At 59.8% G+C, this 15,408-nt stretch carries 11 protein-coding genes; 4 read left to right on the forward strand and 7 right to left on the reverse strand.

The window, feature by feature from the left end:
• The first annotated feature begins 890 nt into the window (after positions 1-890).
• Positions 891-5,219 (forward strand): glycosyltransferase, encoded by a 4,329-nt coding sequence (locus FVA80_RS08800; RefSeq protein WP_147910062.1) that lies wholly within the window; start codon positions 891-893, stop codon positions 5,217-5,219.
• Between the two features lie 214 nt (positions 5,220-5,433).
• Here the strand turns inward: FVA80_RS08800 and FVA80_RS08805 are convergent, their stop codons facing one another.
• The 7 genes from FVA80_RS08805 to FVA80_RS08835 all read right to left on the reverse strand — a co-directional run bounded on the left by FVA80_RS08805 (position 5,434) and on the right by FVA80_RS08835 (position 12,242).
• Entirely contained in the window at positions 5,434-6,243 is an 810-nt protein-coding gene (locus FVA80_RS08805; protein WP_147910063.1) for an IS5 family transposase, read from the reverse strand.
• A 226-nt stretch (positions 6,244-6,469) separates the two neighbouring features.
• Entirely contained in the window at positions 6,470-6,739 is a 270-nt protein-coding gene (locus FVA80_RS08810; protein ID WP_244540844.1) for a hypothetical protein, read from the reverse strand.
• Positions 6,697-8,304 (reverse strand): IS66 family transposase, encoded by a 1,608-nt coding sequence (locus FVA80_RS08815; RefSeq protein WP_147957818.1) that lies wholly within the window; start codon positions 8,302-8,304, stop codon positions 6,697-6,699. The genes FVA80_RS08810 and FVA80_RS08815 overlap by 43 nt, the downstream gene beginning before the upstream one ends.
• Positions 8,305-8,415: 111 nt before the next feature.
• Entirely contained in the window at positions 8,416-8,763 is a 348-nt protein-coding gene (gene tnpB, locus FVA80_RS08820; RefSeq protein ID WP_091928781.1) for an IS66 family insertion sequence element accessory protein TnpB, read from the reverse strand.
• The gene (locus FVA80_RS08825) at positions 8,760-9,173 is read right to left on the reverse strand and encodes a transposase (protein ID WP_147957819.1); all 414 of its coding nucleotides are present in this window, start codon (positions 9,171-9,173) and stop codon (positions 8,760-8,762) included. The genes tnpB and FVA80_RS08825 overlap by 4 nt, the downstream gene beginning before the upstream one ends.
• Positions 9,174-9,675: 502 nt before the next feature.
• The gene (locus FVA80_RS08830; RefSeq protein ID WP_147910986.1) at positions 9,676-11,220 is read right to left on the reverse strand and encodes an ISL3 family transposase; all 1,545 of its coding nucleotides are present in this window, start codon (positions 11,218-11,220) and stop codon (positions 9,676-9,678) included.
• Positions 11,169-12,242 carry an IS481 family transposase gene (locus tag FVA80_RS08835; protein WP_246692325.1) on the reverse strand — a complete coding sequence of 358 codons (1,074 nt, stop codon included), beginning with the start codon at positions 12,240-12,242 and terminating at the stop codon, positions 11,169-11,171. The genes FVA80_RS08830 and FVA80_RS08835 overlap by 52 nt, the downstream gene beginning before the upstream one ends.
• Positions 12,243-12,851: 609 nt before the next feature.
• On the opposite strand from FVA80_RS08835, the gene FVA80_RS08845 reads away from it, so the two are divergent.
• The 3 genes from FVA80_RS08845 to FVA80_RS08855 all read left to right on the forward strand — a co-directional run bounded on the left by FVA80_RS08845 (position 12,852) and on the right by FVA80_RS08855 (position 15,365).
• Entirely contained in the window at positions 12,852-13,511 is a 660-nt protein-coding gene (locus FVA80_RS08845; protein ID WP_147957820.1) for a class I SAM-dependent methyltransferase, read from the forward strand.
• A 154-nt stretch (positions 13,512-13,665) separates the two neighbouring features.
• Positions 13,666-14,505 carry a hypothetical protein gene (locus FVA80_RS08850; RefSeq protein WP_147908198.1) on the forward strand — a complete coding sequence of 280 codons (840 nt, stop codon included), beginning with the start codon at positions 13,666-13,668 and terminating at the stop codon, positions 14,503-14,505.
• A gap of 95 nt (positions 14,506-14,600) precedes the next feature.
• Positions 14,601-15,365 carry a class I SAM-dependent methyltransferase gene (locus tag FVA80_RS08855; protein ID WP_147908197.1) on the forward strand — a complete coding sequence of 255 codons (765 nt, stop codon included), beginning with the start codon at positions 14,601-14,603 and terminating at the stop codon, positions 15,363-15,365.
• Positions 15,366-15,408 lie beyond the last annotated feature (43 nt).

Below are 15,408 nucleotides of genomic sequence, written 5' to 3' on the forward strand. Positions count from 1 at the left end.
CCGCGTGAAAGACCGACCTCATCGCCCCAAAAATATTTCTAAACAAAACATTCACAGAAGTTCCGGCGGTCTTCGGAACATGTACATAGTATATTTTTGTCTCCAGCGTGACATTGCGCGTGTAACTACCAATTAGCATTTCTAGCTGCCTCTCAGTTTTTATGCGTCGCAAATTCCAACCTAATAGGCTTCGTAAGATTCACCCGCTTCATCGAGGCCCCGCCCACTATGAGGCAGCCGGCGATCCCACAGATTGCAACTCGCGTTTTGCTAGCCATAGGTCCTAAGCCTGCTTATCTCAAGTTGCAGAAACGAAGCAGAGAGGTAAAGTCCGCCACATAGCCGCCGTCGTGTGATGATACCGCAACACCGTCTGTGGCCCACGGCCGGCTGTGGCGAAATGGAAGTGCGAAGTGCCGGCGGTCAGGGCGCGGGAGAGACGTCTCTTGAAGAGGCGCGCGAGCTACTCGTCGCTGGTGATAAGCGGCCGTGCATAGGTCGTAGTATTGGGTTTGCATGCGCGCCGCACCAAGGGGCGGCGCAAGCCGATCCAGGCCAATCGGCGGTAGACGAAGTGCCTTCCAAGCTGTTAACGGAGCCCAGAGCGTGAGGTTGTACCGGTGCACCCTATTTTTTTGACAAACGCGCAAACGTTGAAATTGAATCGAAATAATGTGGCTATCCCGTCGACATCGGATTGAAAGAGTATGTTGAGCGGGCGTCAAAATGGTTGATCGAGTATCCATGAAATAGCAAGGACAAGATGCTGTTCAAGCGAACAAGCTAAAATGCTTGTGAGCGCGGATCTGAAGCGCCTTGCCGATGAGTCGATAGTAGGCGCCGGACGAGTGGAAGCATAACTAATAGAAGCGAGAAAGCGATTGTCTCTCTTGAAAACAGAATCGGCAGCGATAGACCATGCTGACGTCTCGTCGCCCACAGAGCTTGTATGGGGTTCTGAAATTGCAGACCTCCAGCGCTCGGGGCTATTTTTAACGGATTGGTACGAATCCCGCAATCTTGACGTTGCTGCTGCCAGTCTAGGCGGATTGGAGCACTATCTGAATTTTGGCGGTTTGGAGGGAAGATCTCCCCACCCCTTATTCGATGGCGCATGGTATCTCAAGCAATATGCAGATGTCGCGGACGCGGAGTTCAATCCGCTGCTTCATTTTATTCGCCACGGATGGCGAGAGAGACGCAGGCCGCATCCGCTTTTCGATACATCCTGGTACGTCGAGCGCTATGGACATCTCATTGCTGACGGCGACAATCCATTAAGTGACTACATCAGGGTTGGCTGGAGGGATGGGCGGTGGCCAAACCCACTTTTTGACGGCAAATATTACCTGGACGTTTACCGAAATCATATGGATCCGGAAACCTCGCCTCTAGTCCACTATATCGAGTACGGATCACTCAACGGATTCAACCCTACACCCGTGTTTGATACGGCTTGGTATCTCGAGAAGAATCTGGACGTAACGTCTGAACGAATCAACCCACTGACTCACTACATAGAGTGCGGCGCTGTAGAGGGAAGGGATCCGCATCCCTTGTTCTATTCATCGTGGTATGCCAAAATTAATCCGAATTGTGCAAATTTTTCCACCCCTCTAGCGCATTATTTGCATAGCGGCGAGCGCAATTTATTTCCTAATCCATTGTTTGACAACGATTATTACCTTGCAAGGTACGGTGATATTGCAGCACACGGGAAGAATGCCCTTTGTCACTTTATAGAATTTGGAGCGAAAGAAGGACGTTCGCCTAGCGCGTTGTTCGACATCGCATGGTATCTTGAGGTCTACCCGGACATCGCTGAATCCGGCCTCAACGCCTTGACCCACTTCCTAAACGATGGGGCTTTTGAGGGACGATCACCACATCCTAAGTTTGATAATTCATGGCTTCTCGAACGGCCATCGGGAGACGCCCGCGGTGCCCGTGGGGTTCTGGAACGCTGGCTGCGTTATGGTCGGGCAAAGGGCGAAGTCTGTCCACTTATTCTGCGTGAAGGCAGCGCTTCGGACGCGCTTACTATTCTTGATCTATGCAATCTAAATGCTGATGAACTTAGATCAAGCTCAGATGTCGACCTTGTGATCTCGGTCTTGACACCGACATATAACACTAAGTCGGTGTGGTTGCGGGAGCTTTACCAAAGCTTACGCAACCAAACGTACTCTGGCTGGAAGTGGATAATCAGCGACGACGGATCAACGCGTTCAGATACGCTTGCAACGCTCCACGAAATTGCGGCGAATGACGAGAGGGTGATCCTGTGTTGCGATCCTATAGGCGGAGGGATTTCGGCGGCAACTAACCGGGCCGTCGACGCGGCGCTCGGAGATTATGCATGCCTCGTCGATCATGATGACGTATTAGCACGCGACGCATTAGGATGTGTGAGAGACGAGATCATGTCGAACGGGCCGTTCGACATGATCTACACCGATGAATGTAAATTAACGGCGGATTATTCTATTTACGGCATATTTCTTAAGCCAGACTGGTCGCCGGTATTGCTCCAAAACACCATGTATATTGGGCATTTAACTGTCTACAAACTGCCTTTCTTGCGTGGGCTGGGTGGATTCCGCACGAATTTTGACGGAACCCAGGACTATGACATGGCGCTCCGTGCAGCTGCGCAAGCGCCGCGCGTGGCTCATGTCCCGTGCATCGCCTACCTTTGGCGAGCCATAGAGGGATCGACCGCTCTGCGGCTTGACGCAAAAGATGGTGTGATCGCCGCCCAAGAGGCCGCAGTACGCGAGGCCGCGCAGGCCCGTGCACCAGGCGCTGTCGTTAAGCCAGGACTGTCGCCCGGTTTCTGGCGCGTGGACTACCCCTTACCACCAGAGAAGGCCTTGCTTTCGTATGTTATCCCGACCGCGGGCGGATCTCGAAACGTCCGAGGAGCACCCATTGACTTGTTGCTCAATTGCATTGAAAGCTTGGAAAATGCGAATTTTTATGAGCTACGGGAATATATAGTCGTTCACAATGGGAATCTTAGCGATTCACAGGTCTTGGCTCTGAAAGCGGTGGACGGTGTTAAGCTCGTCGAATATAAGGCTGAGCTTTTCAACCTTGCCGAGAAAATCAATCTGGGGGTCGAATGTGCTTCTGGAGAATTCGTTTGCCTGCTGAATGATGACGTGGAAGCAATTACTCTGGCCGGGGGCGGTCTGCTTATTGGGTTTATGGAACATCACCCCGAGGTTGGGGCAACCGCTCCGTTATGCCTTTTCGAAGATGGAAGAGTACAACACGACGGAGTAATGTTGCTGGAACAGGGACCATCTCACGCTGGTATTATGCAGCGCCAGAGCGATTTCGGTGAACATGGCTACCTGAATTATCGCCGTGAAGTGTTCGGCGTCACCGGCGCGATGATGTTCGTCCGTCGGGCTCTCTACATGGAATTGGGCGGCTTCGATGTTCGTCTCCCGCTGAATTACAATGACGTAGATTTCTGTCTCCGCTTGCGAGATGCCGGGTACAGCTGTGTGGTAGATCCGAATGTGCACGTTTATCATTACGAAAGCGCGTCGAAGACAGGAACATTCAAGTGCGAGAAGGAGGAACTTTTCCGTCGGTGGCCGGCGCTCAAGGATCCGTACTTCAACGGTAAGTTCGATCAGAGGAACCCTGCATTCGTACCCAAATGGCCGAGGCAGCGCGGTCAATTTTCAGACCCAATCTGTTTCGAGCGATGGCTAGATCGGCGCATCTCTAATCGTACGCAGGGCGCGCTAATCGAGCAGGATGCCCTAATTACGATTGGGATGTCGGTATACAACGGCCCGGCCGCACAATTGGAGGAAGCGCTCACGTCGGCGCTCATGCAAACTTACCGTAATCTTGAGATCCTGATTGTTGACGACGGATCGACGAGCACCGATACGCTCCGCTGGCTCGAAAATGTCGAGAAACGGGGCGACGTGCGGGTAATCCGTCTCGGTCGGAACGTCGGCATCGTGGGCGCGCAGAAGGTTCTCCTAGACGCGGCGCTGGGGGAATGGTTCGTCCCCATGGATTCGGATGATTTCATCACGGTCGATGCGTTGCAAATCTTGTCCCAGGCTTCCGCTGCGAATCCTGGAAAGCTGATTTTCTACTCAGACGAATTTAAATCAGACGTGCGATCAAACAAGTTTAGCCCTTTCTTCAAGTCGGATTTTGATATTATCAAGATTACAAACTGCTGCTACGTGACGCACTTGATGATGATTAAAACAGGTTTTCTTCGGTCTATCAACGCTTACTCCGATCCGCGGGCTACTTGGTGTCACGATTGGGATACGACATTCCGATCCATTGGGGCTGGGCTTGAGCCAGTCCATGTGCCAGAGTTGCTCTACGCTTGGCGTATCAACCCGGGCTCAACGGCCTCGGTCTCGACTGGCACTAAGCCCGAAGCCGTCAACTCGCAGCGATTTGTGCTCGAACGGGCGATCGCCGAACGGTCCCTATCCGCTGAGCTAAGGGTGGAACCCAACACCCTCGGCCCACAAACCGGAATGTGGTCTCTTGCGGCCACCTCTCCTTTGGCTGCCGTCGAAATTGCCTCGTCGCTTGATTTCTGGCGGTCGCCCGTTGATGCGCGGGCTGCTATGCTGCGTACCATGGCCAGCGCGGGTGGGTGGGTCGCCCTCCTAACTTCGCAAGACCCGGTCGTGAGAGACACGGATCTATTGGCATTGTCAGCCGCTGCCCATTGGGAGAAGCGTGTCGGCGTTGTGGGTGGCCTGCTTAGCCGCTCGGACGGCCAGGTCGCGTGGTCTGGGGGCGTCTTTACGGAAGCGGGCGTGATTGATTTGCATCAGGGGGCGCCGATAGCCGACGGCGGCTATCACGGAGCGTTGTACTGTCAGCGCTGTGTTGATGTAGCTCCGCTGCTTGATGTCGTAATTCGGTCCGACAGGCTAGTTACGGCGCTCGATCTTATGGAGAGAAGCGGAACATCTGTTAACGCGAGTAGCCTTGCCGTTGTATTGGGCTTTTTGGCTGATCGTGACGGGTGGCTCATCGCTGTAACTCCCTATGTGAACTTTGTAATCGAGCGGCCGTTCCACGACTTGATGCCACTCGATCGAGAGAGAATGACACTTAAAGAACCCTACTGCGCCACGCGGAGTCGTTGGTACGGTGAGCAATTAAAGGCGCTTCCACTATATGAGCCGATCGGATTTACTGGAGCTTCAGCATGAAGGATTTGACTTGTTTTCTGCCTTTAGCAATCTTACACGGCGATTTAGCTGCTGAATTTGGTGCCGCCTTCTACAGGGCTACCCAGTCCTACCTTGTGGCTCTTGACGATGATGCGGTGGCGCCCATTACTCGAACAACGGTCGCGGCGAAGTTCGCTGTGCGGGTCCCGCATCGTGCAGGCAGGGTTTCTTAGAGCCTGTTTGAGGACGGCTCTCAGACTGGATTGTAGAGGGCGTTGGCGGCCATGAGGCTGGCGACGCAGGCGAGCCTGCCCGTGGCGACATCCAGGCGACCGGCCCGCTCGCGATGGAGGCCGGCCCAGTGGCTGAGCCAGCAGAAGGTGCGCTCGACCACCCAGCGCCGCTTCAGCACGACGAAGCCCTTCTGATCGGGTTCCTTCTCGACGATGCGGCGGCGCATGCCGTGGATGTTGCACCAGTCCTGGCAGCGCTCGGCCGCGAAGGTGCCGTCGAGGATGGCCAAGCGCAGACTGGGCCACTGCTCCTTGCCGTCATCGAGGGTAGGCAGGGTATCGCGATCCTGCACGTTGGCCGGCAGGACCGCGAGCGCCAGGACGTGGCCTTCGGCATCGACCAGGGCCACACGTTTGCGCCCGACGACTTTCTTGGCTGCATCGTAGCCGCGCGGCCCGCGCACGCTGATGCATTTGACGCTTTGTGTGTCGATGATCGCCAGCCGTGGCTCCGACCGGCGTCCACACCGCCGCCGCTGTCGGCGAGCCAGAGCCCGCATCAGGCTCTCGAACAGACCCTTGTCGATCCAGCGCCGGAACCAGCCATAGACCGAGCGCCAGGGCGGAAAGCCCGCAGGCAACGCCCGCCATGCTCCGCCGACCCGCAGGTGCCAGGCAATCGCGGCCAGCACGCGGCGCGCCGGTATCGCCTCCGGACGACCTGGCGGATCCGCTCGCTCCAGGAAGCGCGCCACCTCGTCCAGGCCCGTCTGCAGCACCATGTTCTTCAGGCGTGCCTCATGACGCGTCTGATGTCGGTCCGTCCACATCTGCTCTCCAATCCGCCCCGCTAGGCGGAATTTGTGTTTGCACACAAGACAGATGGGGGCGGCCGGTTGAGGGGCTCAAACAGGCTCTTAGATGGCCGCGGGGCATGGGTTAATCCTTGCTGGCGCTTGAACCGACGAAAGGTGCCGGGCGAAGCCAGAACGCCCAATGCGCAATGCGCAATGCGGTAGGGTTGAAGGTATTCATCCGGCGTGGGCCGCGGGGGTCCTATTTCGGCGCGCTGCGGTGGACTTCGATGAGGTTACGGAGACTTTCGATACCAAAGTCTGAGAAGGCCATGGTTCCGTCAGGGTACTGCGGATCGTAGACCCAGATCAGCCCGTCTTCGGGCTCCAGATCGGTAGCGATATCGGCGAGCCAGTCCGCATCTTCGCCGAGCTCCCTTGCGACGAGCGCCAAGGTCCTGACGGCATGGACCTTGTTGATGTGCATCGTCAGGCTGCGATTGCCCTGGTCGACGGCGGGGACCAGTTCCACGGCAGCAGGTCGTCGAGTCGATGGATCGGATGCCCGGCGATGCGGGCCAGCACGTCGGCGAGCCAGACCTGTGGGTCGACATCGTTAAGCCTTGCCGTCTGGATCAGCGTCACTATTGCGGCGGCACGCTCGGCGCCGCGGCTGGAGCCTGCAAACAGCCATGCTTTTCGACCGAGGGCAAAACCTCTGAGCGCCCGCTCGGCGGCATTATTCGTGAGGCAAACCCGCCCGTCGTCGAGGAATGAGGTAAACCTGTCCCAGCGCCTGAGCATATAGTCGATCGGCTTGGCGACGGTCGCCGAGCGCGAGAGCCTGATGCGCTGCTCACCAAGCCAGGTGCGCAGGTCCTCGACGAGCGGGCGGCTCCGCTCCTGTCGGACCTGGCGACGCGCGTCGGCGCTCAGACCGTTGATCTCGCGCTCGATGGCGAAGAGCACGTCGATGCGCGTAACCGCCTCCAGGGCGATCGGTGACACAGGCGCGGCGCCAGGGCTACGCCGCGCGCTCGCGGCGATGTCGGCGAGTTCGAAGAAGCCGCGACGGGCATGGGACCAACACAGCGCCGACGTGACCCGTCCGCTCGGACGCGCGGGATCATAGAGCCCGTTGTAGCCGCCATAGGCGTCGGCCTGGAGGATGCCGGACCATGCCGCGAGGTGCGCGTCCGGATGCTCGTGCCGCCGGTCGCGCGAGGCGAAGTAGAGCGCCGCCGGCGGATCGGCGCCGCCAAAGGGCCTGTCGTCGCGGACATAGGTCCAGATCCGGCCCGTATCGGTTTTGCCTTTGGCCAGGATCGGCACTGTGGTGTCGTCGGCGTGCAGCCTTTCGGCCGTCATCACGTGCCTGGCGATCCGCTCATGCAACGGCGCCAGCGCTGCCGTTGCCGCGCCAACCTGGTCGGCGAGCGTCGAGACGGAGAGTTCGATGCCTTCGCGGCCGTAGCGCTCGCTTTGGCGGTTCAGTGGTTGATGTTGACCGAACTTCTCAAACAGCACCATGGCCAGCAGGTTCGGCCCGACGAAGCCGCGTGGGGTCACATGGAAGGGCGCCGGCGGTTGCGAGATGGCCTCGCACGCGCGGCAGGTGAACTTCTCCCGGACCGTCTGGATCACCTTCCACTGGCGTGGGATCACCTCCAGGGTCTCGGTGACGTCCTCGCCGAGCTTCGACAGCTTCATGGAGCCGCAGCACGGGCACGACGAAGGCGCTGCGATCACGACCCGCTCGCGCGGAAGATGTTCCGGGAACGCCTTGCGTGATGGACGGCGGCGTAGCGCCGGAGCCGGCAACGAGGCCTGCAGCGCCGCAGCCTCTGCCGAGAGTTCGTCCTCCGTAGCCTTGGCCTCCAGCTCCTCAAGCTGCAGTTCCATTTGGTCGATGAGCCGCGCCGTGCGCTCCGATCGCTGGCCGTAGAGCTCGCGCCTGAGCTTCTGGATCATCAGCTTGAGGTGGGCGATCATCGCTTCGGTGGAGGACGCCGCGGCCTTTGCCTTCAGCGCTTCGGCGACGGCGTGGGACGCTGCAGTCTGTGCCTCGATCCTGGCCTGGCGCTCGCTGAGGATCATCGCATGAGCCGCCGCCAGATTGGCGGGAAGCGAGGGCGAAGTCGGCGATGAAGGGGCGGCGCTCACGACGGTGAGGGAATCACATCCTCCTGCAAACGCAAGCAAAAAGGCCTATCCGATCACCGTCGGACGCCAGGTCTCCACCGGATTGCGCCAGTCGATCCCGGAGAGCAGATAACCCATCTGTGCGGGCGTGATCGCGACGACCCCGTCGGCTGGCGAGGGCCATAGGAAGCGGCCCTTCTCAAGCCGTCGCACGTAGAGGCTCGCCGCCTGCCCGTCGTGCCAGATTACCTTCAAGAGATCGCCCCGGCGCCCGCGGAAGCAAAAGACGTGGCCGCCGAGCGGATCACGCTTCAACACCTCCTGCGCCAACAGCGCCAGTGAGGCGAACCCCTTCCGCATATCGGTGTGGCCAGTGGCAAGCCAGACCTTCACCCCAAGCGGAACCGGGATCATCGAAAGCCCTCAAGGCCCCGCGCCAACGCAAGCACCGCGTCGACCTCGACGCCGCCTTCGACGATGATCCGGCGCCCGGCGGACAGCACGATCTCAACCCGCGGCGACCGCTCCGGCCGCGATGTCGGATCCCGATCCCTGCTCGTGTCATCCAGCAGCGATGCCGGCACCGGTGCCGACAGCGGTGCCGGACTGGACGGCCCTGGATCCGACGCGACCGCCACAGCCAGGAAAGCGCCACAGGCCGGCCGCGCCTCCAGCCGTTCACGCCAGCGATAGATCTGCTGCGCCTGGATGCCGTGGCGCTTGGCCGTCGCGATCACGTTGCCGCTGGTCACAGACTCCGTCACGACAGCGCGCTTCTCTTGAGGACTCCAGCGGCGGCGCCGGATGTAGGTCGCATCGTCCATCCGAGCATCTCCAGCACCGATGCCAGCACCGATGCCGGATCAGATCACCGAAAAGCTGGACGCCGATAAACCTCCAAACAAGGCGGCCTTCGCCGGATGCGCACGGTTGAAGCGGCTGGTCGCCGTCATCGCTTGAGCCAGCCCCAATCTGCTCGCAGAGCGTGGGAGCGCCTGATCTTACCAGCGCCGGGCAAGCTGATATGCAATTAAGTTCGGACCCAGCCTGATGGGCACCGGGTACCGGAACTTAGGGATGCGGGGAGTCGCGCCACCCCGCTTCGGAATCCCAGGCACAAAAGCGCGCTGGTGGCTCGGGCAGGCGTTCGAAAGGATGCGGTCGCTCCCTATTGCGTGCGCAACTGCCTCGGGTGATTCCGTCTCGGTCAGTCGACGAACGATCGGCGACATGGGAGGTAACCATGTCAAACAGCGTTGAACATTGGTACTTCCGCACTTTCGGTGCTGAAGGTTTGGCATCCGATCAAGCTTTGCCGATCCCGGCTCATGCAGCATGCAGGACGCGTAGGCGCAGGAGATCGAAACCGGCGCGACCGTACATGCTCCGCTTGATCAGCTTGAGGCGGTTGACCTGCCCCTCGACGGGGCCGTTGCTCCAGGGCTCGACGATAGCGGCGCGCACGGCTGGCTCGTCCTGCCGGAGCCCGGTGACGAAGCCGCCGAGATCGGTCGCGGCTGCAGCTTCCAGCCAGGTCGTCAGTCCGGTGGGATCGTTCTGGCGCAGGAGCTCGGCGAAGGCGCGTATATCCTTGGCGGCCTGCTTCAGCTTCGGCGCGGCGCTGCAGAGCGCTTCGGTGAAGGCGCGATCCTCCCGCGATAGTGCGGCCGGGTCGGCGGTGAGCCAACGGGTGATGCGGCGCGTCGAGGGGACCCGGGCGGACGGTGATCGCGCAGGCGCATCCTGCCTCCGTCGTGAGGCCCAGCGCCGGACGATGTCGTAGCTGCCAATGAAGCCCTGCGCGTGCAACGCGCGGTGGAGGACGGTGGCGCTGTGCTGGCCCTCCCGCCAGCGTGCCTCGACGAAGGGGAGATGGCGATCGAGCAGGCTCGAACCCGGTGCGCGGCGGTAGGGCATGAACCGGCCCGCCCGCACCCAGCGGCGCACGGCGTTGCGGGATGCGCCGAGACGGCGAGCGATCTCTTTGGTCGGCAGGCCTTCGTCGTGGAGGCACAGGGCCGCCTCGCAGCGGTCGCGTCGCCGGCTGCTCACGTTCGTTGGCGCTGTCTTCGCCAGATCAGGGGAGCCGGCGGGGTCGTGCACGGCGCGGTGCGCCACGTCTCGGATCTCGGACTGGTGCCGCTCGACGATGCCGCGCAGGGCCTCGGAAGCGTTGACGAGTAGGTGCCAGCGATCCGCGACCTGCGTCGCCGTCGGTGCTCCCGTGCGCGCGGCCTCGGCGTAGGGTCCCGAACGGTCACGGCTGACGACGGTCACGCTCGGATGGGCGGTGAGCCAGTCCCGCACCGGTGCCGACGAGCGGCCGGGCAACAGATCGATGACGCGCCGCCGCTCCAAGTCGCACACGATGGTGCCGTAGGACCGGCCGCGCCGCCACGCCCAATCGTCGATGCCGATGACCCGCGGCGGCGGAGACGGTACGGTCCCGCGACGACGGATCAGGCGCAGGACGGTGTCGCCGCCGACAGGCATGGCCAGCCGCCGCGACAACCTTGCGCCGGCCTCACCACCCAGCACCATGCCGATGTCGGTCTGCACCGCGGCTAACCGGTCGCTGCGGCGCGCCTTGCGTGCACCCAGCCCCGGCACGCGTTCGGCAAATATCCGCCCCGGGCAATGGCCGCAGCGGAAGCGGCGAACCTGCACCCGCCACGTCACCGACCGGTCCTGCCAGGGCAGGTCGTCGAACGTCCGCCAATACCTGCTGTGCACCCGCACTGACGCCCGCCCGCAGACCCGACAGCAGGCTTGGGCTGCCGTGGTTCGGGCGGTGATCAGCAACCCGGACTTGTCCAGCGTCAGACCATCGACGTGCAGGCCGTCCGGGACCGACGGGTTCGAGATCGGCATAGCGCTGCCCTCGGGCCACCACGTGAACCAACGCCCGAATTGTCTGGATGTGAGACCTCCTTGGCATCGGCAACGACGCGGAGGGCGCGTTTGATGATAGTAGAACTGGGCGGTCTGTAGATTGGGTTGGCCAATGCGGGATCGGCTTCGAGACGCTGGCGCAGTAACATCTCGGGCGAGAGCCCCTTGAGCACGCGCTGCCGGCGGCCGTTGTAGGCCGCGTTGAAGCCGCGCAGCACGATCTCCAGGTCGGCGTGACTGTAGAGCGTGATCCCCAGCACCTCGCGCTGGACGCGCCCGTTGAAGCGCTCGACCATGCCGTTGGTTTTAGGCGTGTAGGGACGCGTCTTGCGATGCTGCACACCGTGCCGCTGGCAGGCGGCCTCAAACGCATCGGCCGTGAAGCATGAGCCGCGGTCGGTGAGCACGTGGGTGACTTTGAACGGAAAGGCCCCGAGCGCGTCCGTGAGGAAGGCCACCGCCGAGGCCGTGGTCTCGTCGTCTCTGACGGCGAGGTGCACGTAGCGGGAGGCGCGATCGATGGCGACGTACAGGTAGCGCTTGCGCGAGACGCGGTCGCGATCCTGCAGCTTGGGCAGGTGCTTCACATCGACGTGGATGAAGCCGACCTCGTAGTCCTTGAAGGTGCCGTGTGGCTTGCGGGCCTGCTCGGCGGGCGGCAGCCGGTTCAGGCCCTCGGCCTTGAGGATGCGGTAGACCGCATCCCGGTTCAGGTGTGGCAGGAAGTGGCTGACGATGAAGGTCAGTGCATCCAGAGGAAAGCCGGTGGAGCGGCGGAGCGCGCACACGATGGCGCGCTCCTCATCGGTGGCTTTCCAGGGCAGCTTGTGGGGCCGAGCCGAGCGGTCCTGACACGCATCGGGACCGCGATTGCGCCATTTGCGGATGGTCTCGGTGGACACGCCGTAGCGCTTGGCCAGCACACCGGAGCGCTCGTACGAGCGGGCGATCTCGGCGCGGACAGCCGGGGTGGTGCGGGCTTGGGGATGGATGGCGAGCATCAGCGAGCCCTCCTGGAAGAACGGCGGCGCACACCTGCAAACCGCCACGCATAGGCTTTGATCGCCCAACGCGCCGCATCCCAACGACGTTCCGCAACCAAACAACTAGACCTGCGCCCGAAACTCGTCCGCACGCCGCTCCCTGGTTTCGATCCAATCTAAAACCTTTTCTGGTACTCGGACGTGCGAGCCTCAGGTCTCGACCCGCTCTATCACTACCCCCATCTCGGCTGGAAGGAGGGCTGGGATCCGAGCGCGGGGTTCAGCACATCGGGTTATATCGCTACGAATCCTGACGTTGCGGCGGCCGGCCACAACCCGCTGGTACACTTCGTCAACAGCGGCTTCGCTGAGGAGCGCGGCGGGTACCGCAAGGACCCTGCGGCGCCAGCCCCGCGGCCCGTCGACACGGCGGAGCAGTTGAAACTGCTGACAGCGCCAAACGCCTAAGGGGTTTGGGCCCACCGCGGGGTTACAAGCGCGCTGGCCAAGCTGGAAAAAATGCGGCATGTCGTCTAAGCGTAAGAGCGCAGTCGCGACATTGGCCGAGAAGTATGCTGGTATGCCGGTCCTATACTGAGGCCGCCCAAAAAAGCGCGGAGTCATACAATGTCGCTGTGGAACGATTTTCAAACGAACAGCGGCCGAACGATACATAAATGGGCCCATTATTTTCCAGCATATGAACGGCATTTTGCGCCGTTCGTAAATCGACCGTTGTTGTTTCTTGAAATTGGTGTCGGCGACGGCGGGTCGCTGCAAATGTGGCGGAGGTTTTTTGGGCCTCATGCATCGATTGTAGGAATAGACAATAGATCCGTATGCCTACAGTACGCAGATAGTCAAATATCTATCCGTATCGGAGATCAGTCCGACGTGGATTTTCTTGATGCGTTGCTCGCTGAATTTGGGATTCCCGACGTTGTGCTTGATGACGGGAGCCATGTCATGAGCGATGTTTGCACTACCTTCAAGCACCTATACCCGAAACTGCCGCGACATGGGGTTTACGCCATCGAGGATCTGCACACCGCCTACTGGCCTGAATACGGCGGCGGGCATCTCAAGGACGGAAGCTTCATCGAATATGCAAAGACATTAATCGATGAATTGAACGCCGATGTCTCTCATAATGCGCTGCCGACGACGGAATTCACGAATACAACAAATTCGATTTCTTTCTACAATAGCATGGCATTTTTTGAGCGAGGGCAGCCATTGTCGCGATACAGTGAAATGAAAGGCTCGACAGGGCACTACAATCGGTGAGCGTGGAGCGGCGCTGACTTCGTCTCGAAAGCCGGCGCCGGAATGCGAACACTCGATGCCTGACGAGGTCGCCATCGCTGTAAGTCGCCGGACGCTTGACGAAACGCTGGCGGTCGGGCGTTTGTAAAAAGACGCATGTCCTCTGATTGAAGCGATGTCCTCGACCTCCAATTCCATCTCCCGGCTCTTGTTCAGCCTCAATCTCAACGGGGCATCGGCGGTCTCTTTTCGGAACCGGCTGGTAAATGGCAATTTTGCCGTCAATCAGCGTTCAGCTTCGGATGCCCCCACTGTCTACGAGCCCGGCGAATTCATACGTGATCGCTGGCGGGCGGGCCTGGCTGGCTGCACGGCAGCCTGCAAGGCTGGTCCAAACGGCGATGTCACGATCCACATCGGGGCCGGATCAATCCTCCAGGTGGTGGAAGGGGCACTCTATCTCCCAGAGGGCGGAACCTACTGCCTTTCCTGGCAAGGAGATGCGGTCGGACGGTTCGTTGCAGTTCAGCCCTCCAGCTTCATTGCGGGCCCCATCTCGTCACAGAAGCTCAACTCTGGTCAAGATATAGCCGTCGAGTTCAGCTTGCCCCGCGATGCAGCTCCAGTGTCACTCGGCCTAGCTCAACTTGAACCTGGGGCTACGCCAACAGTGTACGAAAGACGCGATGACGAACTTAGGCGATGTCAGCGCTACTTCAACCGCTTGCTTGCGCCGCCGCTTCGTGGAGTTGTCGGTGGGAATGTCGCAGCCCGTTGCGGTATGCCACTCTCGGTGGAGATGCGGGCAGAGCCCGAGATTACGCTACTCGGGGTGCTTAAGATCTTTGACGGAGAAGCGATTGCGACGGCCGTCTCAGTCATGACCGACTATAGCACGCGCTCATGCCTTGAGATCGATCTTCAACTGTCGTCTCCTTTGGCATTTGGCCGTCCTGCAGTTGTCCTGTCTAAGCAAGACGGTGTTTTGGATCTCAATGCCGAGATGTTTTTCTGACTGATGGGGCCCACTAAAGGGGCTTGTTTTCGACCTGCTCTTGGCGCAAGCATTGCGCCTCGTACTTCGGAACCGAAACAGATCCAGAGCGCCATATGACTACTAAATTTGAGACACGCATTGCCGCAATGAGCAATGCATTTGATATCTTTCATGGGCAGTGGTGCAGCAACGTTCCGCTCTACGGCGGCGGCCCCGCAGCTTTGTTTAACGATAGCAGAATTGTAGATTTTGATAAAACCATTGGCGGTTTCGCTGGCAAGAAAGTTCTTGAGCTAGGTCCGCTGGAAGCCGGACATACCTATTGCATGTCGCTGCTCGGGGCTTCCGAAATCTTGGCGATTGAAGCGAATCAAGATGCATTCCTTAGGTGCCTGGTGGTTAAGGAGATATTTGATCTCAAAGCAAAATTTCTCTGTGGCGATTTTATAAAGTATCTATCGCTGTCGAGGCCGACCGCAGACGTCATTCTGGCGTCAGGAGTCCTGTATCATCTTGAGGACCCGCTTCTTGCCATCGAGTTGATGACTAAGGTTGCGGATCAAATCTGTATCTGGACGCATTATTACGATAAAGAGCTTATAGACGGTAATGAGATCCTAGCAGGCAAATTTGACGACCCGGATTTTCAGTTCTTCAACGGGCGTAAGATCAAATACAGCCGCCAGTCATACAAGAACGACCTTCAGCGCACGGATTTCGCCGGTGGCGTGGAGGTGCACAGCAAGTGGGTGAGCCTAGATGGGCTTGTCTCTGCTTTCGACGCCCTTGGCTTCAGCGTCGATATCCTGAGCCAACAGCTGAATCACCCACACGGCCCTGGCGTCACCTTCGTAGCAAAGCGTCGCCTGTCAACGTGACATCCATCCGTCGACCAGACCTAGTGCACTGATGCGGTCAGAG

Source organism: Methylobacterium sp. WL1 (genome assembly GCF_008000895.1).
In the GTDB taxonomy this organism is placed as follows: Bacteria; Pseudomonadota; Alphaproteobacteria; order Rhizobiales; family Beijerinckiaceae; genus Methylobacterium.

What these genes read in the sequence shown, in the direction of transcription:
- FVA80_RS08805 (WP_147910063.1), bottom strand. Translation starts at nt 6,243, where the DNA reads ATGTGGACGGACCGACATCAGACGCGTCATGAGGCACGCCTGAAGAAC.
- FVA80_RS08815 (WP_147957818.1), bottom strand. Translation starts at nt 8,304, where the DNA reads ATGATCCTCAGCGAGCGCCAGGCCAGGATCGAGGCACAGACTGCAGCG.
- tnpB (WP_091928781.1), bottom strand. Translation starts at nt 8,763, where the DNA reads ATGATCCCGGTTCCGCTTGGGGTGAAGGTCTGGCTTGCCACTGGCCAC.
- FVA80_RS08825 (WP_147957819.1), bottom strand. Translation starts at nt 9,173, where the DNA reads ATGGACGATGCGACCTACATCCGGCGCCGCCGCTGGAGTCCTCAAGAG.
- FVA80_RS08830 (WP_147910986.1), bottom strand. Translation starts at nt 11,220, where the DNA reads ATGCCGATCTCGAACCCGTCGGTCCCGGACGGCCTGCACGTCGATGGT.
- FVA80_RS08835 (WP_246692325.1), bottom strand. Translation starts at nt 12,242, where the DNA reads ATGCTCGCCATCCATCCCCAAGCCCGCACCACCCCGGCTGTCCGCGCC.
- FVA80_RS08845 (WP_147957820.1), top strand. Translation starts at nt 12,852, where the DNA reads ATGTCGCTGTGGAACGATTTTCAAACGAACAGCGGCCGAACGATACAT.
- FVA80_RS08850 (WP_147908198.1), top strand. Translation starts at nt 13,666, where the DNA reads ATGTCCTCGACCTCCAATTCCATCTCCCGGCTCTTGTTCAGCCTCAAT.
- FVA80_RS08855 (WP_147908197.1), top strand. Translation starts at nt 14,601, where the DNA reads ATGACTACTAAATTTGAGACACGCATTGCCGCAATGAGCAATGCATTT.